The organism is Algoriella sp. (genome assembly GCF_036647415.1).
GTDB lineage: Bacteria > Bacteroidota > Bacteroidia > Flavobacteriales > Weeksellaceae > Empedobacter.
This window is the reverse complement of record NZ_JAVXKG010000001.1, coordinates 122235-144991: the sequence shown is the minus strand read 5'-3', so window position 1 is coordinate 144991 and position 22757 is coordinate 122235. Positions and strand designations below refer to the sequence as shown.

Genomic DNA, 22757 nt, shown 5'->3' with positions numbered 1-22757 from the left:
GTACAAAAAAAGAGCTACTTTTCAGTAACTCTTTCCATATATTATTCTTTGTAATAAACACGTTTTATTCGTTGCGAAACGGAAGTCAACACTTCATAAGGAATAGTTTCTAACCATTTGGTAACATCTACCAATGTTGGCGAATTACCAAAAATTGTTACTTCATCGCCTTCTTTACACGAAATATCAGTAACATCTACCATCATCATATCCATGCAAATAGTTCCAGTTATGGTTGCTAATTTTCCGTTGATACCAACTTTTCCTTTTCCGTAGCCCAATGTTCGGCGAATACCGTCTGCGTAACCCACTGGTAAAGTCGCTATTTTTGTTGTACGCTCGGCAGTAAATCGACGACCATAACTTACAGTTTCTCCTTTTTTTAATTCAGAAATTTGAGAAATTACAGTTTTGAATCGAACAACAGGTTTCAAATATTTTTGCATAAAATCTGTATGTTCAGAATAGCCATACATACCAATCCCTAACCGAACCATGTCATACTGATGCTCGCCATAAGCTTCTATTCCAGGAGAATTTAACGCATGTTTTATAGGCTTTATATCTAATGCTTTTGTAATTGTATCATAACTATTATCAAAACGATTTAATTGATAATTGACATAATCCAATTCTTCTGGCATATCTGCTGTTGCCAAATGCGTGAAAATAGAACAAACATAGACTTGCGAATTATTTTTGAGAATAGAAATTAATTCTTCAAAATCATCTTCATGAAAACCAAGACGATTCATACCCGATTCCATTTTTAGGTGAATTGGATAAGGCGAAGAAATTTGCTTTTCTTGTAATTTCTGAATAAATAGTTTCAAGACACGCAAACTATAAATCTCAGGATCTAATTGATAATCAATCACAGTAGAATAACTACTTTGTTCCGGATTCATCACAATAATAGGAACTGTAATTCCGGCTTCTCGCAACTCTTTTCCTTCATCTGCAATAGCAACACCAAGAAAATCAACACCGTTATTTTGCAACGTATTTGCCACTTCCACACTTCCCGTACCATAGCTATTTGCCTTTACCATACACATCAATTTTGTGGTAGGTTTTAGCAAAGAACGATAGACATTTATATTTTCGATGAGATGTTGCAAATTAATTTCGAGAACAGAATCGTTAGAACGCGTTTCTAATTCATTCGAGATTTTTTCTAATTTGAATGGACGCGAACCTTTTAATAAAATAGCTTCGTGGTCGACATTTTGATGTTTGAACTGTTGTAAAAATTCTTCGGTAGAATTGAACGAACGAACATACGATTGAAAAAGATGTTTGAACTGAGAAATTTTTTCTCCAATCAAAACGATTTCATTAAAATGATAAGAATTTACCAAATCCGAAGTTTGTTGATACAATTCTTCATCTGTAAGATTACTTTGTAAAATATCTGTCAAAACCAACGATTTTTTATCGCGTGGTTGTTGATTGAGTACATTAAGACCAATTTTTAAGGAATTTAGGTCAGAATTGAAGGTATCATTAATTAAAATAGAATTGTTAATAGCTTCTTTTATTTCCAAACGCATTTCGATTGGTAAAAGCTGGCTAAATTCATTTTTAAGTTTCTTATAATCAATATTTAAACTAATTAAAGTTGTTAAACAAATTAAACTATTTTTGATCGAAGCATCATCAATAAAAGGAATCGAATAAGTGAATTCTTCTTGATTATGTAAAATAGAAATTTGTGTATTGTTCTGATTACTTAGAATTTGCTTGATTTGTACAGTTGCAAAATCAGAATAACCATAAGTATATTTATCAATTTTTGCCAAATGTTCATTTTCAAGAATAGCTTGAAGAACTTTTTCATTTTCGATATTGAAAACTAATTTATCTACATGAGAAAATAATTTCAATTTTTCTAAAATTAATTCTTCTTGATTTTCGAAATTTTCTAAATGCGCATCTCCAATTTTTGTCAACACACCAATTGTTGGCTGAATAATTTTTTCGAGATTTTGCATTTCTTTTGGCATAGAAATTCCAGCTTCAAAAATTCCCAAATTATTTTTTTCCTCCATTTGCAAAACCGAAAGAGCAGCACCAAATTGCGAATTGTAACTTTTTGGACTACGAACGATGGAAAATTTTTTCCATAACAATTGGTTCAACCATTCTTTCACAATTGTTTTTCCGTTAGAACCTGTAATTCCAATAACGGGAAAAGAGAATTGTTTGCGGTGATATTTTGCCCAAACTTGTAAAGCATTCAACGGATTTTGAACTTCAATAAAATTGGCATCGGGTAAATTTTCTACTTTTTTTTCTACAACAAAATTCCTGATTCCTTTTTGATAAGCATCTTGTAAATATAGATGCCCGTCTTTTTGATTGCCATGAAAAGCAAAGAAAATTCCGTGAATAGGATTAATAATCATTCGAGAATCAAAGAAAATTTGATTCACAATTTCATGATTATTTCCTATCAAAGTACCATTAATGATACTTGATATTTGATTAAGATTATAGCTTTTCAACTTTTTGTTTGTTTAATTCTTCCCAGAATACTGCACGACTTAATGGTTCGTATTCTAAAACTTCACCAAGTTCTACAAGGCGTTCGCTGGCAATTTTTCTGTGCGAATAGTTTGCCAAATTTCCTGTACGCACGCAAATTGCATGCACTTTTGTGATGTATTCTGCGGTTGCTAAAAGATTGGGCATTGGTCCGAATGGTCGACCTTTAAAATCCATATCTAAGCCCGCAACAATTACTCGTTTCCCTTGATTGGCTAATTCGTTGACAACATCTACAATTCCTTCGTCAAAAAATTGTGCTTCATCAATTCCGACAACATCGCAATCATCTGCCAATAATAAAATAGCAGAAGAATACTCTACTGGAGTGGAGTTGATAGAATTTTGGTTGTGCGAAACGACTTCACGATCGGCATAACGTGTGTCTACTGTTGGTTTGAAAATTTCTACACGTTGCTTTGCAAATTCGGCACGTTTTAGGCGGCGTATAAGTTCTTCAGTTTTACCAGAAAACATTGAGCCACAGATGACTTCGATCCATCCACTTTTATGATGATAGTTAAAGGTATTTTCGAGGAACATAATTCAAATAATTTAGTTTAATATGTGTGAACAAATTTACGGAATAAATTAGTTGAGAAAAGTAAAAAATATTATAAGAAGTTTTTATAAGAAAATTGTAAAAAAAGCGTTGTATTGAGATTAAAGATATTAATTTTAAGGCTTATTATGAAAAATTTATTATTAGGAGCATTTTTATTGGGAACAATTACAATGATTGGTTCTTGCAACACTAAAAAAGGTAGAGGTAGTGAAACAGAAAATTCTACAAGTGAGGATTCAATTTCAAAAGGATTGGTTGTAACTTTAGAAGGAGTTTTTCCTACAAATGATACATATCAACTTTTTTATAGTAATGATGATAAATTTGCAGAGGAAAAATCTATTAAAATTCCAGTATTTGGACAATCTGTGATTCAGAAAGTAGTTTTTGAATTACCTGCTGATAGTAAACCACAAAATTTGAGACTTGATTATGGAGTAAATGCAGATCAGAAATTTATATCTATTAAAAATGTTGAATTTTTATATAAAGAAAATAAGTTAGTTGCTAGTAATACAGATTTTTATGGTAAATTTTTTGTTAATGGGCAAGGGACAACATATAATGTTACTAAATTAACAATTGATTTTAATATTAATTCAGATGGTGTTTATGATCCTTTTGCAATTAGTACAGCAGAATTAAAGAAAGGTTTGAATAAAATTTATAGTGAAACGAAGGAAAAATAATTACATTTTTTTTCTTTTTTTTAATTGATGAAATGCAACAAAAAAAACCGATAAAATTATACTTCCTACAAGAGTTTATTGACATACTGTTTTTGATTATATTATTTTTAATTTATTTAAAATTACAATACCAATACTTTTGGACAGAAGATTATCCTTTAGAAAGAATACCGACTTATTTTGAGCTTTTCAAATCACATTATAAGGCACTTTTGTTGTTTTTAATTATTTGGTTTTTGATAGCAAAAAATGTGTCTTTATATGTTGTTCAAAGACGAATAAAATTTGTAGATATTTTGAAAAAATTGATTTATCAAATTTTATATTTTTCAATTATTGTTTTTGCAATTTCAGGTTTAAAAACATCAGATTTATTTTCTCCAAAATTAGGAATTGCATATATTTTTAGTCTTTTTGTTATAGGGATAATTTCTCGTCTACTAATTTTTATTTATTACAGAAAGCAGCACCTGAAAGGTTATAATCTATCAAATGTTTTAGTTGTAGATAAAAATGATAATACAAATAGATTTATTAATATTTTAAAAGAAAGAAGAGATTTAGGAATAAATTTTTTTGAGAAAATAGAAAATGAAAATATTCATTTTTCGGACACTATTTTATTAATTAATGGTATTGATTTTAGAGATTTTATACAGAATAATAAGATAAAAAAAGTATTTATCTCTCAGAAAGGAGAAATGAATAAGATGTTAATTAATAAAATAGAAAGTTTATGTGAGATTAACATGATTACCATTTCTTATATACCAGATTCAATTTATAATGGTATTACAGAGCTAAAAGTTGTTTATATTGATACATTACCTATTCTTGAGGTAAAAAGATTTCCATTAGATTTAAAATTTAATCAATTAATTAAAAATATATTTGATATAGTTTTCTCTTCTTTGGTTTGTGTATTTTTATTGAGTTGGCTTTACCCAATTATCGCTTTATTAATTTATTTAGACTCAAAAGGACCTATTTTATTTATTCAAAAAAGGAATGGATTGAATGGGGAAGAGTTTGATTGTTATAAGTTTAGAACAATGGTGGAGTCTAAATATAATTCTATCAAAGCAACAGAGCGTAATGATCCTCGGGTAACAAAAATTGGTAAGTTTTTACGAAAAACAAGTTTTGATGAGCTACCACAATTTATAAACGTCTTAAAAGGAGAAATGTCTATTGTAGGACCACGTCCGCATATGATTTCTCAGGATCAACATTATAGAGATATAATTAATCGATATAATTTAAGGCATTACGTAAAACCAGGTATTACAGGACTTTCACAAGTAAAAGGATATAGAGGAGCTATTGATTCGGATGAAGATATGGAAAAAAGAATTCGAACAGATGTATATTATGTTAGGAATTGGTCCTATTTATTAGATATTCAAATTGTTTATCTCACTGTAATGTTAGTCTTAAAGGGCGATGATAATGCAATATAAAATAGAAAAAGTCACTCTTTATGGAGTGACTTTTTTAGTATATGTATGATGAAAAATACAGTACAAAAGAATAAAAAATACAATTCCTCTTTGTCGTTGAAATAAAGATTCCGTAAACATAATTGAGGTTGTTAAAAGGGTATAAAAAAAGAAAATAAAGTCTTTAGTTTTGATACTTTTTATCCAATTAGTGATAACCATTGCAACAGTCAATAAAAAGCCAAATATTCCTACACCTGAAAAGGATTGAATATATTGATTGTGGAAGTTTAAGTCTCCATAATAATCATACAACTCATAATGCAATTGTTTTGCCTTTATTTTAGACTGTTCAGCACTTGCTCCATATCCTGTAAAAAAGATATGATCCTCTTCTAAAAACTCTTTGAAAATGCGTATTTGATACAATCTAAAGGCTGTTCCGTTAAAATAATATTCATGTCCAAAGGATTTTTGTTCCCATGCGTTTTTTAAAGAAACATTGATGATATTATTTTCTAATTTAACATTCTCGGTTGTATTTTGAAATTCGAGATCAAAACGTTCTTTTATTTTAGAACTTAAAGGGATTAATAACAAGCCAAAACCAATTAATACGATCACAGTATTTCTTTTCGTAAATAGTCCACGTTGAAAAATAAAGCTAATAAAAACACCTAACAGTGTTATGATAATGACGTTTTTAGATGATAATAAAACTAAAAAGCCAAACAACAAGGGAATACATATAAAATCGATCCAATTTTTACTTTTCTTGACAAATAAATTAATAAAAGCAAAGGCTATAAATAGCGAAACATAAATAGCATTTACATCTAAAGTTACCAAAGAATGATAAAAAAAATAATCTGTATCACCTGTTTTTAAATATCTAAAAAAAGCTCTAAATAGATAGAAAATAGTTGCGATAACCATTAAATAGCTATAATTATTAAATATTTTAGTCCTTCTTTCTTTTGTGATTTTAGGAATAAATAAGAACAATAATGGAAGAGCTATAAAAAATAATCCTTTAGATAAATATTTACTTGTATCATGTGGATTTATACTCCATAACAATGATAATGCACAAAGTAAATAAAATAATATGGGTAAAATTAGACTAGAATTAAATTGAAATTTTAATCTCTTATAATCAAGAATAACACTTAAAACAAAAAGCCCAAAAGTTATATTGATAAATGCAAAAGGTAGCGGAAGTGATGCTAATAATAAAGCTAATGAGAAATCAGTTTTTGATTCATCATTGTATGAAAAGGTTATATTTTTAAAAGTTGAGATCATCTTAATTCTTATTCCTAATTAGCAAAAGTTTTTCCTGTATCGATGTATGATACTTGTTTTGTGTCTAAATTTTTCAATTGAATATAGATTTTAAAATCTCCTTTAGGAATTTCATTAAAATTAACTTTTCCGATGAAACCTGTATTTTTTCCATTTTTGAAATTTTTATATGCACTCTGTACATCAGGTCTTTCAACCTGTTCTGTATAAACAAGAAAATTATCTTTTTTGTTACTAATGATTATTGATTTTTCTATTTTCTGATTATCAATTTTACTTGAACCGATCCAGCCAAAAAACTCAACAATTTCTTCAAGTTTATTAATCTTTTCTAGATTTAAATCATATACTTCATTTGTAATTGTAGGAAGTTGTATTTTTTTAACTTTAGAATAATTTAAATTAAATATAGATTTATCAATTGTTTGAAAGTAATAATTAGAATTTTCATCTTTTATTAGAATTCCGACAGGATAATCTTTAAAAATATTTTCGTTGGCAATAATTGTTGTTGTAAATCCTGCGTACGATTTAGCTTTATTTTTAAATACATTACCAATATCATCTCTTACTATTTTTTCTGTAGAAGCAAAATGATATTGTCCATTATCGTTGTAGGCAATAAAAATAGAATCTTGTTTATTTGTATTCGTATTTGTTGTACTTGCCCATCCTTTAAACATTGCGTATTTATCATTAACCAAAGAAAACTCTATATTATATTTAATCGCATCAGGATTTGTATTAACGGATGAAATATTTCTCTTTTTAAAAGTATTTGGTTTGATTAAAGTTGTTGTTATCAAATTAGTCATTGCTTTATTTTCTGTAGACAATTCAACAGGAAAATTCTTTTTAGACGAATAGACAACGTAGTATTTATCGATATACAAAGCTTTAGCTTTTCCTGTAAGAATTACAATAGAAAATGCAGATAGATTTTCTTTATTTGTAATGTAAACAGTATTTTCATCAATTTCATCATTATTTATTTTAGCGAGTAGATTTTTTGTAGCATCTTGCTCTTTTTCAAAATTAGTTCTTGCAGCATATGCACTTGTGAACGTTGTATTGTTTTGATATGCAATATATCCAAAATCTTGATAGTCATAATGATTAACCAAATCCCAAGTATATAGCGGGTAGAATGAAACATGATCAAACTGAGAGAAAATAGAATTCCATGTTTTTTCATTTAATGGGTTGTCATATTTACCTAGTTCTAGTTTTCGGTATGTTTGTAAAAATTTGATATCGTAAAATTGTAGGCTAAAAATTAAGCCCAAAACAATAATTTTTATGGTTGAATTTATTTTTGCTTTTATAAAAATAAATAGTGCACCCAAGAAAATAGTATAGTACAATAACCAGATAAATCGTGAAGAAGCTCTGAAAATACCACCAAATTCTTCAATAATTTTTGGAATTGGAATTGTGTATAAAAGTTTGTTATTGTATGTTATTACGTTTGTAATTCCGAATAAAGTAAGAGGAATAAGCCAAACTGAAAAAATGAGAATTAAGGTTTTATATTTCTTAATCCATTTATAGTTAGTAAATAATATAATTGTCGAAATTAAGATTAAGCTCATCATCCCAACTCCTAAATATGAATAACCTTCATACTGTCTATCAGAATATTTGTCTAATTGTGGTAGAAAAGCAGAGAAACCGTCAGGATTAATAAAAGAATTAAAGTTCCAACTATATAATCCATATCCAGTATTTACACTCATAGTCGAATTAAAAATAACACCAATAATTGCCCAAATAAGAATCAAACTAATCATGCTAATTATGATATAAATAATCGATTTTTTGATACTTATTAGTTTATCATATAAATATAATTTTAATGGAGTAATAGCTGTAAAACCAATTATCATGAATGTAATATAAGGATGAATTAATCCACTCAATAATAATAAAACAAGTTGTTTTTTTAAGGTATTATAGGCTACTTTTTCATTGTTTACAGGTTTAAAATAAAGATACATTGATCCGATGATTAACCAATGAGCGCACAATGAAGGGTGTATTGCTCTATAAATTACGATAGGAGAAATTAAAACAAATAAAGTAGCAAATAGTATTAATAGTTTATTGGTTGTAAATAAACGAGCAAATTTTACTGTAAAATAGCCATTTAGAATATAACTTACTAAAATAAATAAACCAATATATTGGAAATCTTGAGGAAGTATAGGAGATAAAACCTTAAAAGGAATTGCGAACAAAGGAATAGAATCCGTAAGACCAACATTTGTCCCGATAGGATAATACCATTTGTTGATATTTCCAAGAGGAAAACTCCAGTCGCTTATTCTATAAAAAGAAAAACCTAAGTAATGAGCACCCCAATCGTGTCGTGCTTTTAATAACCAATTTATATTGGTAAATATTGCTGTTCCAATGCCATAATGTAAATGGTAAAGTAAAATAGCAAATATTGTGGATAAGAATATATCAATATTATTTTTTAATTTGGTAAGCATTATTTATATGTTCTATAAAGGTTTAATAATTCTTTTAAAATTATGATTGCGTGATTTGGTTTTAATTTAGAACCTTCAACGTCTCTCCAATTTTTTATAGGAAATTCGGTTCCATAAATTAAAAATTTATTTGATTTTAGTCGAATAAACAATTCAATATCAAAGAGCCAAGATGTTTTAAATGGCTTAGAGAATCCTGTTTTTAAAATTTCTTTAGAAAATATTTTAGCACCACATTGCGTATCATAAATACCCAAATGGTATTTAAAATTAATAATTGTAACGATTATTCGTCCAATTAAATGTCGATAATATTTTCGCTTAATATTAGAATTTAAAAGATTTACTCGCGAAGCGATAACAAAATCTAATGGTTGTGCTTTTAAAACTGTTAACATCCGAATAAATTCCTCTGCATTTGTAGCAAAATCAGCATCTAAATAAGCAATATAGTCTAAAGAGTCATCTTGTAAAAGCATATTTACAGTTGTGTAAATGGTGTTTGCTTTTCCTGTATTTTCTTTATAATCAAACATTGTAAGGTTATCCTTATTATGTTGTACTATAAATTGGTTAATTATTTCTGATGTATTATCTGTGCTACCATCATTCGCAAAAAAAATTTTGATATTTGGTAACATTATTAGCTTTTCAACTTCCGAAAAATCGAGTCTTTTCGCTTCGTTATAACATGGAATTATAACACCTATTTTGTACATAAGCAGTAGCAAGAAAGTCCATTAATTCGAATATTCAGCTTTTTGAGAAGCATAATGATTTTGAAATCTGTTTTTAAAACAAAATTGATTAAATCTGTTTTAAATTTTCCACCTTCCCAATTGTCTATAGACTCTTTTTGATCTTTTTTACGAGATTTTTCTAACCATCGTAATGCCAATAATGTGAAAAAATAATACCCTTTATCTAATATTTTAAAGTTATTCTTGTTCAATAAATTTTCTAGCTCTGATAGAGAATAACGGCGATAATGTCCTAATAAAATGTCATGATTTGAAAATAATTTTTGAAAAGCAGGAACAGCAAAAAAGAAATAATTACCCGTTTCATTTTGAAGAAAATCTAAAATAATTTTTTCGTCTTCAGTATGTTCCAAAACATCCATACACAAAAATAATGTATTTTTTTGGGTATCATGATTTGCGTAATATTCGCCTAAATTAGAAAGATATTGAACTTGACTATTTTTATTATTTGCTTTTAATTGATTAATGATTTCTTCATTATAAGCGGTATCAATAGCAAAATATTCTGTCGCAAAATTATTCTCTAATAAAGAATGTATTACAAATGCATCGCCACTTCCTATATCTACAATACGATCTATAGGAAATTTAATATTTGTTTGATTTAAGAAATATTTTAAGACATTTTTTCTTGACGTTTCCCATGGATGTCTTTGATAATTCTTTTGATCTGATAACCGATTAAATTCTGATATGTCCATTTTATTTGTGTGTTAATTTTAAAAATAGTAAAAAAGATTACTAAAATAATTTAAATTTTGAATGCTTTGAGTAACTCATAATATTTTTGATTAATAATTTCCCAGCTAAATTCATTTTTAATAGCCATGATATTATTATTTATAAAATCTGGATGTTTATTTTTTTCTTTCTCGGTGTACAATTCTGCCACTTCTTTTGCATTTTTAAAATAAAACGCATTTTCTTTTAAAACTCCTTTGTTAAACTCGTTGTTATTGGCACAAATAAGCGTGTTAGAGGCCATCGCTTCTAATAAAGATGGATTTGTACCGCCAACAGAATGTCCGTGAAAATATAAACGTGAATAATAACGAATATTGTTTAATTCTTCGAGATTATAAATACCACCTATAAATTTGATGTTTGGATAAGCTTTGTATTTATTTTTTAAAAAATCTCCATAAACCGTATCATGTTTTCCTATGACTAAAAAAGGTTCGCTTCGATTTGATTTTACAACACCATCTAAAATCATTTCCAGATTATTTTCTGGTTCAAAACGAGCAATCAAGAGCGAATAGTTTTCTTTTTCGATCTGATATTTTTTTAAAATACGATCATCAGGATTATCAAAAACATTTGCACCATACGCGATGTAAGTTGCGTCTTTATTGTATTTTTCTCTCAGATAAGTTTTAATTCCTAATGAATCTGCAATTAAGTGATCTGAATGTACAGCACCTAATTTTTCGGCATATTTAAGAAAATTCTGAACCTTTTTAGAATACTTAGAACGTTTCCATTCCAGTCCATCCATATTGGTTATAATCTTAGCTTTTTTAGGCATCAACCACCACCAAATTGTACTACTTGTATAACCTAGTTGTAGAATGACATCAAAATTTCTTTTTCGAGCATCTAAAATACAATTCAAATCGTATAAAAATTGTCCTGGCGTTCCCAATTTATCTTCAGGATCTTTACAAGAAATAATATTAACACCTTGAAATGTTTTTTCCTGATAAGGATGTAATGAAGAGTTGTAAACAAATACATCTTCTCCTTTTTCTGCTAGATATACAGCGAAAAATTCTGCAAATTGTTCAAATCCACCATGGTAATTTGGGATACCTCTTGTACCTAATATTGCAATTCTCATTTTAGATAATTTTGACAAATTTTAGCGATATTTTCTACATACCATTTTACATTAAAAGTATCTTTTACTCTTTTGTTTCCATTGTTTCCGTATTCTTTTACAAGCATTTTATCTTTTCCTAAATACGTCATTGCTTCCGCTAATTTATCAAGATTATTAGGCTCAAATTTAATTCCTGTTTCATGATCAATCACAATTTCAGATAAACCACCATGATCGGCAGCAATTACAGGCTTTTTAACTAACATAGCTTCTATTGCAACTAAACCAAAAGGTTCTGGTTCTTTTGATGGAATTACAGCAATATCCATTGCTTCCCAGTATGGAAATACATTTTTTACAAATGAGACAAATTTTACTTTTTCCTCTATTTTGTATTTGGTTATTTTATTTTCCATTTCTTCTAGAAAATCTTCTTTTCCAGGAGTAGGAGAGCCAACGAATAATAATCTTGAGTTTGGATTGTTTTGTTGTACTTGATAAAAGGCATCTATCAAAATTTCTATTCCTTTACGATCACTAATACGACCAATGTTTCCATAAATAACGGTTTCATTATCAACCATAGGAAATAGAGTCGTTCTTAGTTTTATAATTTCTTCTGTAGAAGTTGGTAGAATATCTAAATCGATTCCGTTGTAAACTAATTCTGATTTTTTTTGAATAGCTGTAGAACCATCAACCCAACCATCCATTGTTGTTTTAGAGTTATAGATTACTTTATCAACTAAAGGAGTGTTTAATAAAAAACGATAGATTTTTACAAATAATTTAGGCGAAGTCATAATCTCATGACAGTGCCAAATGTGGTTTGTTTTGTAAAATAAAGCATATAAAATACCTAACATTACAGTAAATGTATTGGAATATATGACTTGAACATTTTCCTTTTTTGCTATTTTTCTTAATTGACGAACACTTGTAAATGAATCTTTAGTTAATTGAAATAAGTAGTTAAAAGAGAACATTTTTTTATGTAATTTAAGTACAGGTAAAAAGTGATAGGTAATATTATTTTTATCAAATTCCTCTGTAAGTAAACCGCGTTCTTGTACAATAACAATAGGCTCTATGTTATAATTATTTTTAAGACCTACAACCAAATCCAATAGTGTTTTATCTGAACCATAAAGCTCTGAGGATTGATTGATAAATATTATTTTATGCATTTTTTTTCTTTATTTAAAATTTCATAATAAGCTAGTAATCCACCAACAAATAATGATTTATTGTCTAATTTTAGATAAAATCCAAGAAAAATCAGTGTAGAGATAAATAAAAATATACCTGTACTATTGATTAATAATTTTACATTATTTAGATATTTATCATCTGTTTTTTCACCTAAAAAAGAGAGATAAAACATACTTGCAAGATAAATAATTAGACCTATTATTCCTGTTTTTAAAAAGACAGTTGTATATCCATTATGTAAAATAGGTGAGTATTTTACTTGGGTAGCATCGTTTGTATGTATTGTTGTTCCATAATTTACGATTGCTCCAAAACCATTTCCAAACCATAGTCCACCATCTTCTTTATTTAAAATTTGTAGAATAGTAATTTTTGTTTCATAAGAGCGGAAATTATCATGGAAACGAGGAGAATCGTCGTTAACGACATATGGATCATAAATTTCCTTAGGAGCATTTTTAATTTTAAATAAAAAGTTCTCAAATCCTGTTGCTGTACGCGAAGGATTCATATCGTAAATTATTTTGTAGGAGAAAATTCCGCATAGGATTAGAGCGGAGATAATAATAATTTTCTTCTTAGAAAGTTGATACAAACCAAATAATCCACATGATATAATGATAAACTGAATCATGTTTGTTCTAGCTAAATATAAACACAATGAAACTCCTATTATAGTTAGTAAAGTGATTCTTTCTCGAGTACTAAGGTTTAATTGAAATTTTTTATGAAATATTAATATGATAACAGCATATGTTTCGAAATCAGAAAAATATCCTCCGTAATATCTTATTTGATGTACATAATTGATATTGTATGTCATAAAAGCATTTGCTAATAAAGCAAAATGAATAATTGATATGACTAATGCTACATAGATAGTTGTTAAGAAAAAATTATTGTCTTTTGATCTGAAACATTGATAACCAATGAGTAATCCGACAATAGGTTTTATAAAGTACGAAATATCGCGTATTATATCATATAAATTGTGTTGATAAAAGAATGCTCTGGTTATACCAAATACAACAAGTGCAAAATAAAATGCACATAAAATAATGATTGTTTTAGAATAATATCTTTTTACTGTAATAAATAAAATGATTAACCAAACAGCTAAACTTAGTTCGTAAAAATTAACATACGAGAAGATAACTGCTATTAAAAATAATAGTTGATAAGGCCATTCGTTAGATAATTTTATTTTCATGTAGGCAAGTGTCTTTTTTTAGATAAAACAAAACTATATAAACTAATTACAATCAATTCTACTAAAATCATTGCCATAAAAGATCCTTTTAATCCAAATAAATATACGAATGTACTCAGAAGTACAATGGATAATATACAAGAAAAATAAATTATTCTCGTATAAACAGAAGATAGGTTAAGTGCAAACATTAGCTGTCTTAGTGCTTGTGAAATAACTAATAATATTGGAACTAAAATGGCTAATCTAAGTAATACAATTAATGATTGTTTATCTTTTGTAGCAACATGAAAATAGGATAAAATATAGTCGCTGAAAATGTAAACAAAAATGCATAATGAAATGATAATTGCAAGATTTGTCAAATGATATAACTTCCAAACTTTAATTCCCTTTTTTAGATTCTTTTCTACCTCAAAGCATACCGTAGGATAACTAAAATTAAAAAACATAAATATAAATGTCCTGAAAATACTAAAAATTTGTTCGATAACACGGTAAATTCCTGCCGCTCCATTACCAGCAAAATAACCTATAATTAAGATTGGAAAATATTGGTAGATAGATAAACAAAATTCTGAAATACATATATTAAAATCTGTTTTCATAATATGTAGCCCGTTTTTTATATTTTGTTTAGTACATCTTAGCTTGTATTTTTTTATAAAATAAAGAAATGAAGTGAAATAAACTAAAACACCACTAAAACCTAAATAGAAATTTGCCCAAATATAATCTTCTCTATTTTTTATAAATAAAAAAATCATCGCAATATATATCGCTTTCGAAAGAATATTAAGAATAGCAATTAGCTTAAAATTCTCTAAACCTTGTAATAACCAATTAGGATTTAATAATTGTGATAAAAGTATAGGCAAGCTTAGAAGTAATAATTTTTTTTCTTGTACACTTGGTATTGATAAAACAATTAGTGTAAATAAAACAGTTAAAATAACAAATATTATAAATTTATATGTATAAATATCCGTTATTTTATTACTCAAAAAAGAATCATCTTTTTTATTTATAACAATATCCTTTGTTCCATTTAAATACGAACTGTAATCAATTATTCCACTTAAAATAAGACATATAGAGAAGGAAATTCCTATTTTTCCTAAACCATCTTCCTTACAAACTCTAATCAAAAAAGGCATAACAATTAAGGGACTCAATAAATTGATTGATTGTCCTAAACCATATATAAAAAAATTGGTTATTTTGGGAGAGATCCTCATGATCCAAAAATTACTTAATCTTTCTTATCAAACTAATTACAATAAATAAACCAATAAGTATTAATGGAAAAATTAAATGATATTTGCCTTTAAATCCTGAATAATCTTCTATATTTTTTGAAAAATCTAATGGCGCAATAATGTATTTTAGATTAGGTATACTTATTTTAAAATAATGATTATCCTCAACAAGTCTATTCTTTTGATTGATCAAATCATTTAATTGTGATTGCTCGTTAATGTAGACAGATGTATTATTTTTTGCCGAACCAGCATTGTTTAAAATACCATCAATTTGTTTGATAATAGAGTCGTTAATAATAACCTTAGCTTTTGTGTTTTCTAAAACTTGAGCTCTAACAGGTTGATAATAATCACTTGTATTTATATATTTTATAATAGCATCTAATACTTTTTGATCAATTTTACCTTTAGCACTAACAGTTATTAAGTGTTTTGGAAAGTTTTTACTTGTTGAAAAATCTTCTGCAACTTTTTTTGCATCATTATTCTCAGATAAAGTATTAAAAATCTCAAAATATTTATCACCTTGATTTAAAAATCTATACAAATCAGATATAGGTTTTACCTCTACTTTATAGATTTTATAAGATGGATCAATCTTATTCTCTTGTAAAAATTCTTGATCATTCTGCTGAATATGAGAGTTTAATAGCGCAACTTTTTCATATAGATAATCAACAGTTTCAAAATTTGGCGTAACAATTATGTTGCTATTATATGCCTTTTCTTTCTTGTTATAATAAAACCCAGCAACAACTCCAATAATTAACAATCCTACAATAATAAAAATATTCTTCTTTATAAAGTCAATTGTTAAAGGAATTATTCTTAATGATTTTATTAAACCATTTTTTAAAGAATTTGAGACTTTTAATAAATCAATTTCATTGTTACTCGTTGAATGAGTAGAGTTATTATCCATTTTTTAAGTGTTTAGTTCAGAATCCTAATATAATATGTTTACTACAAAGTGAATCTTGATAATTAACGTAATTTTTTTAATTTTATTCTATCATTGAATTACAAAAAAAAACCCCAAACAATTTAGCTTAGGGTTTTCGAAAAATAATTCGAAAATATATTATTTATACAAATAAAGATAAATTATCTTTCGTATTTCTTTTCATTTTCGGTTCCAAAGCTAGCGATTTTCATTAACCACCATCCCAATAATGCGCATCCGATGAATGTAAATAACCATCCAAAGATAACACCAACTGGAGATAATAAATGCTCAAAAGTCCATTTACAAATATCACCAATTGCAAAAAATAAATCAGTTATAATTCCCATATCCTACTTTATTGCTTAATTTGCATCAAAGTTAATAAAATGTTGGTTAATCTACTTGACAAACGAAATTTTTTTATACAGATTTTTATCATTGTACTATTTTTTGTGCTTGGAGCTACAAATTTTAATAGTATAAATCTGAGCGATTTAGAAAAAATTGGCGTATTTCTTATTCTGCTTACAATAGGTTTTGTAGGCTATATCGACCGTACAAACGATTTGATAAGTACAACGTCGTATCCAACGTTTTTCTATATTTTATGGATAATGCCTTTTGTTGCGGGGCTATCAGATTATCGTATTGCCGGAAGTTTGTTGCTAATTACCTATATAACAGCACAACTTTTGTATTTCGAATCCGAGAAAAACGATGTTTACAATGCTTTTGACATAGGACTTTTCTTAAGTTTCGCTGTATTATTAAGCCCTCCATTAATTATTTTGGCAGGAGTTGTATTTTTTTATTTTCTAACATTACGATCTGTAGAGCCAAAAATTCCAATTTTAGGATTTTTAGGATTTTTAGTACCAATATTAATCGTTGCTCAGATTAGTTTCTTGTTAGATTATCATTTTCTTTTAGATTTTTATCGTGAACAATTAATGTTAACAATGATACATTTTGAGTTAAAACAACTGTTTTTAATTCCAATCATTGTTATTTTGATCTTATCGATTATTAGTCATGTCAAAAATGTAAATAAACTTACAGCGCAAAAAAAGAGAGTATTTCTTTTGGTGCACTTCATGTTTTATGCAATCGTGGTAACGTATATCTTGTTTGGAGGTAATAACGACACTTATCTTGCCTTTTTAGGCTTTTCGATTATGATTATGTTATCAAGATATATTAGCGAAAGCAAACCAAAAATAGAATGGGTAAAAGAAGCCATTCTTTGGATATTTTTGATTTGCTTACTATTTTATAATTTTTATGATAGAATCCCTCGATTCTTCTCCTTGATTACGGAGGTAAGTTTTTAATTCGAAATTTTCGCCATCAAAAATACCATAGGTAAAATAGTTAATCCAATCACCTAAATTAATATGGCGAGCCTTATCTATAGAAATTTCCATAGGTAAATGACGATGTCCGTAAACCAAATAATCGTACTGTTTACGAACCAATTGTTTTTTACTATATGCAATTAGCCATTCGTTTTCTATACCAAGAAAATGAACGTCTTCATCGCCAGAAATCATTTTATTTTTGCGAGAAGCTGTAATTCCAAGCCACATTGCAAAATCTGGATGAAGAATATAAAATAAGAATTGACAAAACTTGTTTGTAAATACCTTTTTCATGCGTTTATAGCCATTATCTCCAGGTCCTTTTCCATCGCCGTGAACAATGAAAAACTCTTTTCCATTGATGATAAAATCTTGCTTATCTCGAAAAACAATTGCATTTATTTGTTCTTCCAAATAATCTTTCATCCATAAATCATGATTACCTACAAAAAAATAAATAGGAATTCCACGATCAGCAATTTCTGCTAATTTGCCTAAAACACGTACAAAACCTTTGGGAACAACGTGTTTATATTCAAACCAAAAATCAAATAAATCGCCAATTAGAAATAAAACACCACAATCTTCTTTTACTTCGTCCAACCATTTTACAAATAATTTTTCGCGAACAAGACTATCTTTTTCGTTCGGAGCACCAAAATGATGATCCGACGAAAAATAAGCTTTTTTTCCTTCAGCTAACTGAATTTTTATTGGTTGTCCTCCGCTAACCATTCTGCATACGAATTTTCAGTTTCGTGTAATTTTAGAGCTACCAAATCAATGTTTTCAGGTAATAATGGCTTCAATTTATCAACAATCCACAAAATCATGTTTTCTGCAGATGGCTGATAATCTGTAAAAACAACCATGTGTCCTTCTGCTAATAATTTTTCGCCTAAACTTTTATGTGGTGAATTTTGATTCAATAAAATAGCATGATCAAAAAGATTAACAACCTCTTTGTTCACGATTTTCTTTAAATCTCCAAAATCCATTACCATTCCTAATTTTACATCATCTAAATCTTCAGATGGTTTTCCTTTTACTGTTACAAACAATTTGTAAGAGTGTCCGTGTATATTTTTACATTTTCCGTCGTAACCATGCAATGCGTGTGCAGTTTCGAACGTGAAAGCTTTTGTAAGTCGTATGATTTTCATTAAATTTATAAATAAACTTTAATTTGCAAAGGTAATGGAAATCAAAACAATCGTAAATTCTTTGGTTGATTTATTTTTCCCGATGCGTTGTATAGGCTGTCAAGAGGTTATACAGCCTTCGCAAAATCTTTGTGTTTTATGTTCTACTCAGCTACCTTTAACACATTGGGAATTTAATCAAAACAATATTGCTTTCTCTCGATTAAGAAATTTATGTGAGATAGAAAAAGCATTTTCATTATTACATTTTAAACATCATAATGTTACGCAAACTGTTTTACATGAAATGAAATATAAAAATCGTCCAGAAATTGGTCTAGATTTAGCTCAATTAATAAAGTTTGATTTGAGCAAATATGACGGAATAATTCCTATTCCTCTTCATCCAAAACGATTAAAAAAGAGAGGTTATAATCAGGTAGAAGATTTTGCACGTAGATTAGCAGAAATCAATCAAATTAATTATTTTGGAGATGGTTTAACTCGAGTAAAATATCATTTTTCTCAAGTTAATGAGGATAAAGCACATCGATTAGAAAATTTAAAAGATACTTTTGAAATCAATTCAAATCTCAAAGCAGGACACTATATTTTGATTGATGATGTTGTAACAACTGGTGCTACAATTGCTTCAGCTGTTCATCTATTCAATAAAAATTCAAATTTTAAGATAAGTGTAATCACCATTGCTTGTGCTTAATAACAAGCTTTTTATTAACTTGCACACATGAATAAGACGACACGTTTTTCGCTTTTAATGATAACCTTAATTACGGTTTTATCTTGTGCTAGACAAGGTTCTCCAACTGGTGGACCAAAAGATGAAACGCCTCCGGTTTTTATAAATGCAGATCCAGATACATTGGCAACCAATGTTGATGTTAATATAAAAGAAGCGATTATCAATTTTGATGAGTATGTGGTACTGAAAGAATATAGCAAAAATGTTGTTGTATCGCCATCGTTTCAAATACCGCCAATTGTAACGCCTCAGGCTATGGCAAAGAAATTTATTTCGATAAAATTTCAAGAAGAATTATTACCAAATACAACATATAGTTTCAATTTTGGTGATGCGGTTCAGGATTTTAATGAAAATAATAAATTATCAAACTTTCAGTATGTTTTTTCGACAGGAGATTTTATTGATTCATTAAAAATAGCTGGACGAGTAAATTCTTCTTATGATTTTAAACTACCAGAAAAGGTTTTAGTTGGTTTGTATAAAGTAAATGAGGAGTATAAGGACAGTATCGTTTTACAAAAAAAACCTTATTACATTGCGCGTGTTAATGAAAAAGGTGAATATCAATTAAATTATTTGGCAGCTGGTAAATACAAATTGATTGCCTTTGAGGATAAGGTTGAAAATGTACAATTTGATTTTGGAAAAGAACGTTTTGCGTTTAAAAATGATCCAATCGAGTTAAAAGAAAATCAACAAGAAAACTTAAATCTATTTAATCAAAAACCTGCATATCGCAAGCCCGAAGCAAGTTTTAAAAGAAATGGATTGATTGTTTTCAAAACAACTGGTGCAACAGATGATGTAACAATTACATCTCTTTCTAAAGAATTTAAAACAGCAACTATTGAAAAATTTCCGAAGAAAGATTCTATTAATTTTTGGTTTAATCCAAAGGTTGATACCATTGTAGGAAAATCGGGACGTTTTAATTTTCTTGTTCAACATAAAGATAAAAAAGATACAATAACTGCCTTGTATACAAAGTCGGCTGAGGAATATAAGTTAGAATTTAAACCTCTTAATGATAAAAAATTAGCACCAAATAAAGCGTTCAAAATACAAGGAACAGCACCAATTGTTGCCATAGATCATACAAAAATTCATGTTTTCAAAGATTCGATAGCCATTCCATTCAAAGTATCTATTGATACGATTAATCGTCAAAATGTCTTGTTTAGTTTTGAAAAAGCGTTGGATCAAAATTTTGAAGTGAATATCTATCCAAAAGCTTTGACTGATGTCTTAGGTGAAAAAAATGATACATTGGCTTATCCAATAAAAACGGGAACGCGAGGTGATTTTGGACATTTAAAATTAACGGTTCAGAATGCTCCGACAAAACCATTTATTTTACAATTTTTGAAAGCAGATAAAGATTTTACGATTCTTGATGAAATTTATAATCCAGCAGGGAAAAATTATTTTGAATTTAATTTTATTGAACCAGGTGAATATCTTTTTAGATTATTGGTTGATGAAAATGCAAATGGAAAATGGGATACGGGCGATTTCTTGACGGGACTGCAACCAGAGCCAATTTATCTATATCCAGAGCCAATAAAAGTACGCGCAATGTGGGATGCTGCCGAAACATGGGTTTTAGGAGAAGCCAATCAACCTGTTGCTTTACCTAGTGATAATCCAGATTCGGATAAAAATAGAATACGAAAAGGACAATTGAAAGAAGGCGAGGAGCGAACGACTTCTGGAAAAGGAAATAATAAAAAAGTAGGAGAATAATCTTCTACTTTTTTTACGTTTAATCTATTGAAACAACATGCGATAAATATCTTCAACTTTAGAGATTCTAACAATTTTAATTCCAAAATCGGTGTCTTTAATTTTGTTATATTTTGAAACAAAAATAGCATCAAAACCTAATTTTTCGGCTTCGGTAATTCGTTGTTCAACACGGTTTACAGCACGTATTTCTCCACTCAAACCAACTTCGCCAGCAAAACAACAATTATCTGGAACCGCAGAATCCTCACTCGACGATAAAATTGCAGCAATAACAGCCAAATCTATTGCAGGATCATCAACACGAATACCACCTGTTATGTTAAGGAAAACATCTTTCATATTCAATCGGAAACCAGCACGTTTTTCTAAAACAGCCAATAACATGTTTAATCTTTTTGCATCAAAACCAGTTGCAGTACGTTGTGGCGTACCATAAACAGCAGTTGAAACTAAGGCCTGAATTTCAATTAACATCGGACGAACACCTTCTAAAGTCGCTGCAATTGCATTTCCACTTAGTAATTCATCTTTCTTTGTGATTAAGACTTCGGACGGATTCGTAACTTCTCGTAAACCCGCACCTTGCATTTCATAAATTCCGATTTCGGCAGTCGAACCAAAACGGTTTTTATTGGCACGTAAAATTCGATAAATATGATTACGATCGCCCTCAAATTGTAGTACGACATCTACCATGTGTTCCAAAATTTTTGGTCCAGCAATTACACCTTCTTTGGTAATATGACCAATTAAAATAATGGGTGTATTGGTTTCTTTTGCATATTGAATTAGCTCAAAAGTAGTTTCTCTAATTTGCGAAATACTTCCAGGAGAAGATTCTACATAAGACGTCTGTAAAGTTTGCACAGAATCTACAACAATCAGTTGAGGATGAATTTCTTTTGCGTGCGTAAATATTTTTTGAGTATTTGTTTCAGGTAAAATAAAACATTGATCAGATTCAATTCCGATGCGTTCTGCACGAAGTTTTACTTGCGAAACAGATTCTTCTCCAGAAACATACAAAATTTTAATCGTATCTAATTTTAGGGCAACTTGTAACATCAGTGTCGATTTACCAACACCAGGTTCTCCACCAACTAAAATTACCGATCCAGGAACAATTCCTCCACCTAAAACTCTGTCTAATTCTTGGTTTTTAGTCGAAATACGAATTTCACCTAACGGATTTATTTCCCTAATGTTTAATGCAAAAGTTTTCTCTTTTTTCTCCGATTTATCTTTCCACGTCTTTTTGTCTTCGCCTTTGTCTACAATTTCTTCTACAATGGTGTTCCATTCTCCACAACTTTTGCATTGTCCCATCCATTGAGAGGTCTGTGTACCGCAGTTTTGACAGAAAAAAGTAGTTTTTGTTTTAGCCATAGTTTAAAATTATCTAACAAAAATAAGCTTTTATAGCGACAAGATATGGTGTTTAATTTGTGAAAAATTTTAATACAACAATCAAAAATAGTTAACAATAAAT

The 22757-nt window shown here is 28.5% G+C and carries 20 protein-coding genes; 5 read left to right on the top strand and 15 right to left on the bottom strand.

Annotated features, from left to right (window positions below; translation table 11 throughout):
- Positions 1–41 precede the first annotated feature (41 nt).
- Both RSC72_RS00690 and RSC72_RS00685 read right to left on the bottom strand, forming a co-directional pair.
- Positions 42–2507: a bifunctional UDP-N-acetylmuramoyl-tripeptide:D-alanyl-D-alanine ligase/alanine racemase gene (locus RSC72_RS00690; protein WP_332543277.1), complete on the bottom strand. Its 2466-nt coding sequence runs from the start codon at positions 2505–2507 to the stop codon at positions 42–44.
- The gene (locus tag RSC72_RS00685; RefSeq protein WP_332543276.1) at positions 2494–3090 is read right to left on the bottom strand and encodes a thymidine kinase; all 597 of its coding nucleotides are present in this window, start codon (positions 3088–3090) and stop codon (positions 2494–2496) included. Before RSC72_RS00685 ends, RSC72_RS00690 begins: the two co-directional genes overlap by 14 nt.
- Positions 3091–3237: 147 nt before the next feature.
- Here RSC72_RS00685 and RSC72_RS00680 point away from each other — a divergent pair, with 147 nt between their 5' ends.
- Both RSC72_RS00680 and RSC72_RS00675 read left to right on the top strand, forming a co-directional pair.
- Positions 3238–3801 (top strand): hypothetical protein, encoded by a 564-nt coding sequence (locus RSC72_RS00680; RefSeq protein ID WP_332543274.1) that lies wholly within the window; start codon positions 3238–3240, stop codon positions 3799–3801.
- Positions 3802–3833: 32 nt separating this feature from the next.
- A complete protein-coding gene (locus tag RSC72_RS00675) occupies positions 3834–5261 on the top strand; it encodes an exopolysaccharide biosynthesis polyprenyl glycosylphosphotransferase (RefSeq protein WP_332543272.1) in 1428 nt (475 codons plus the stop codon).
- Between the two features lie 18 nt (positions 5262–5279).
- Here RSC72_RS00675 and RSC72_RS00670 read toward each other — a convergent pair whose 3' ends face one another.
- The 10 genes from RSC72_RS00670 to RSC72_RS00625 all read right to left on the bottom strand — a co-directional run bounded on the left by RSC72_RS00670 (position 5280) and on the right by RSC72_RS00625 (position 16603).
- The gene (locus tag RSC72_RS00670) at positions 5280–6545 is read right to left on the bottom strand and encodes an O-antigen ligase family protein (RefSeq protein ID WP_332543270.1); all 1266 of its coding nucleotides are present in this window, start codon (positions 6543–6545) and stop codon (positions 5280–5282) included.
- Between the two features lie 14 nt (positions 6546–6559).
- The gene (locus RSC72_RS00665; protein ID WP_332543268.1) at positions 6560–9040 is read right to left on the bottom strand and encodes a DUF6311 domain-containing protein; all 2481 of its coding nucleotides are present in this window, start codon (positions 9038–9040) and stop codon (positions 6560–6562) included.
- Positions 9040–9759 carry a glycosyltransferase gene (locus RSC72_RS00660; protein ID WP_332543266.1) on the bottom strand — a complete coding sequence of 240 codons (720 nt, stop codon included), beginning with the start codon at positions 9757–9759 and terminating at the stop codon, positions 9040–9042. Before RSC72_RS00660 ends, RSC72_RS00665 begins: the two co-directional genes overlap by 1 nt.
- Positions 9747–10505 carry a hypothetical protein gene (locus RSC72_RS00655; RefSeq protein ID WP_332543264.1) on the bottom strand — a complete coding sequence of 253 codons (759 nt, stop codon included), beginning with the start codon at positions 10503–10505 and terminating at the stop codon, positions 9747–9749. The genes RSC72_RS00660 and RSC72_RS00655 overlap by 13 nt, the downstream gene beginning before the upstream one ends.
- A 50-nt stretch (positions 10506–10555) precedes the next feature.
- Positions 10556–11644: a DUF1972 domain-containing protein gene (locus RSC72_RS00650; RefSeq protein WP_332543262.1), complete on the bottom strand. Its 1089-nt coding sequence runs from the start codon at positions 11642–11644 to the stop codon at positions 10556–10558.
- Positions 11641–12813, bottom strand: a complete 1173-nt coding sequence (locus RSC72_RS00645) for a glycosyltransferase family 4 protein (RefSeq protein WP_332543261.1) — start codon at positions 12811–12813, stop codon at positions 11641–11643. The genes RSC72_RS00650 and RSC72_RS00645 overlap by 4 nt, the downstream gene beginning before the upstream one ends.
- Positions 12801–14048, bottom strand: a complete 1248-nt coding sequence (locus RSC72_RS00640; protein WP_332543259.1) for a hypothetical protein — start codon at positions 14046–14048, stop codon at positions 12801–12803. Before RSC72_RS00640 ends, RSC72_RS00645 begins: the two co-directional genes overlap by 13 nt.
- Complete coding sequence (locus RSC72_RS00635) at positions 14045–15286, bottom strand: lipopolysaccharide biosynthesis protein (RefSeq protein WP_332543258.1); 1242 nt, start codon at positions 15284–15286, stop codon at positions 14045–14047. The genes RSC72_RS00640 and RSC72_RS00635 overlap by 4 nt, the downstream gene beginning before the upstream one ends.
- Before the next feature lie 10 nt (positions 15287–15296).
- Complete coding sequence (locus RSC72_RS00630; RefSeq protein WP_332543257.1) at positions 15297–16232, bottom strand: hypothetical protein; 936 nt, start codon at positions 16230–16232, stop codon at positions 15297–15299.
- 182 nt (positions 16233–16414) lie between these two features.
- Positions 16415–16603 (bottom strand): hypothetical protein, encoded by a 189-nt coding sequence (locus RSC72_RS00625; RefSeq protein ID WP_332543256.1) that lies wholly within the window; start codon positions 16601–16603, stop codon positions 16415–16417.
- 39 nt (positions 16604–16642) lie between these two features.
- Here RSC72_RS00625 and RSC72_RS00620 point away from each other — a divergent pair, with 39 nt between their 5' ends.
- Positions 16643–17587 carry a DUF6427 family protein gene (locus RSC72_RS00620; protein WP_332543255.1) on the top strand — a complete coding sequence of 315 codons (945 nt, stop codon included), beginning with the start codon at positions 16643–16645 and terminating at the stop codon, positions 17585–17587.
- Here RSC72_RS00620 and RSC72_RS00615 read toward each other — a convergent pair.
- Both RSC72_RS00615 and queD read right to left on the bottom strand, forming a co-directional pair.
- A complete protein-coding gene (locus RSC72_RS00615) occupies positions 17522–18349 on the bottom strand; it encodes a UDP-2,3-diacylglucosamine diphosphatase (protein ID WP_332543253.1) in 828 nt (275 codons plus the stop codon). The genes RSC72_RS00620 and RSC72_RS00615 overlap by 66 nt on opposite strands.
- On the bottom strand, positions 18325–18771 hold the full coding sequence (gene queD / locus RSC72_RS00610; protein ID WP_332543355.1) for a 6-carboxytetrahydropterin synthase QueD: 447 nt from the start codon (positions 18769–18771) through the stop codon (positions 18325–18327). Before queD ends, RSC72_RS00615 begins: the two co-directional genes overlap by 25 nt.
- Positions 18772–18811: 40 nt before the next feature.
- On the opposite strand from queD, the gene RSC72_RS00605 reads away from it, so the two are divergent.
- On the top strand, positions 18812–19477 hold the full coding sequence (locus RSC72_RS00605; RefSeq protein WP_332543252.1) for a ComF family protein: 666 nt from the start codon (positions 18812–18814) through the stop codon (positions 19475–19477).
- Between the two features lie 27 nt (positions 19478–19504).
- Positions 19505–21265 (top strand): Ig-like domain-containing protein, encoded by a 1761-nt coding sequence (locus RSC72_RS00600; protein ID WP_332543250.1) that lies wholly within the window; start codon positions 19505–19507, stop codon positions 21263–21265.
- Between the two features lie 24 nt (positions 21266–21289).
- Here the strand turns inward: RSC72_RS00600 and radA are convergent, their stop codons facing one another.
- The gene (gene radA, locus RSC72_RS00595; protein ID WP_332543248.1) at positions 21290–22654 is read right to left on the bottom strand and encodes a DNA repair protein RadA; all 1365 of its coding nucleotides are present in this window, start codon (positions 22652–22654) and stop codon (positions 21290–21292) included.
- Positions 22655–22757: the final 103 nt, after the last annotated feature.

Bases quoted from the DNA above. Each gene is read 5' to 3' on its own strand.
- RSC72_RS00685 (WP_332543276.1), bottom strand. From the start codon at position 3,090: ATGTTCCTCGAAAATACCTTTAACTATCATCATAAAAGTGGATGGATC.
- RSC72_RS00680 (WP_332543274.1), top strand. From the start codon at position 3,238: ATGAAAAATTTATTATTAGGAGCATTTTTATTGGGAACAATTACAATG.
- RSC72_RS00675 (WP_332543272.1), top strand. From the start codon at position 3,834: ATGCAACAAAAAAAACCGATAAAATTATACTTCCTACAAGAGTTTATT.
- RSC72_RS00670 (WP_332543270.1), bottom strand. From the start codon at position 6,545: ATGATCTCAACTTTTAAAAATATAACCTTTTCATACAATGATGAATCA.
- RSC72_RS00665 (WP_332543268.1), bottom strand. From the start codon at position 9,040: ATGCTTACCAAATTAAAAAATAATATTGATATATTCTTATCCACAATA.
- RSC72_RS00660 (WP_332543266.1), bottom strand. From the start codon at position 9,759: ATGTACAAAATAGGTGTTATAATTCCATGTTATAACGAAGCGAAAAGA.
- RSC72_RS00655 (WP_332543264.1), bottom strand. From the start codon at position 10,505: ATGGACATATCAGAATTTAATCGGTTATCAGATCAAAAGAATTATCAA.
- RSC72_RS00650 (WP_332543262.1), bottom strand. From the start codon at position 11,644: ATGAGAATTGCAATATTAGGTACAAGAGGTATCCCAAATTACCATGGT.
- RSC72_RS00645 (WP_332543261.1), bottom strand. From the start codon at position 12,813: ATGCATAAAATAATATTTATCAATCAATCCTCAGAGCTTTATGGTTCA.
- RSC72_RS00640 (WP_332543259.1), bottom strand. From the start codon at position 14,048: ATGAAAATAAAATTATCTAACGAATGGCCTTATCAACTATTATTTTTA.
- RSC72_RS00635 (WP_332543258.1), bottom strand. From the start codon at position 15,286: ATGAGGATCTCTCCCAAAATAACCAATTTTTTTATATATGGTTTAGGA.
- RSC72_RS00630 (WP_332543257.1), bottom strand. From the start codon at position 16,232: ATGGATAATAACTCTACTCATTCAACGAGTAACAATGAAATTGATTTA.
- RSC72_RS00625 (WP_332543256.1), bottom strand. From the start codon at position 16,603: ATGGGAATTATAACTGATTTATTTTTTGCAATTGGTGATATTTGTAAA.
- RSC72_RS00620 (WP_332543255.1), top strand. From the start codon at position 16,643: ATGTTGGTTAATCTACTTGACAAACGAAATTTTTTTATACAGATTTTT.
- RSC72_RS00615 (WP_332543253.1), bottom strand. From the start codon at position 18,349: ATGGTTAGCGGAGGACAACCAATAAAAATTCAGTTAGCTGAAGGAAAA.
- RSC72_RS00605 (WP_332543252.1), top strand. From the start codon at position 18,812: ATGGAAATCAAAACAATCGTAAATTCTTTGGTTGATTTATTTTTCCCG.
- RSC72_RS00600 (WP_332543250.1), top strand. From the start codon at position 19,505: ATGAATAAGACGACACGTTTTTCGCTTTTAATGATAACCTTAATTACG.
- radA (WP_332543248.1), bottom strand. From the start codon at position 22,654: ATGGCTAAAACAAAAACTACTTTTTTCTGTCAAAACTGCGGTACACAG.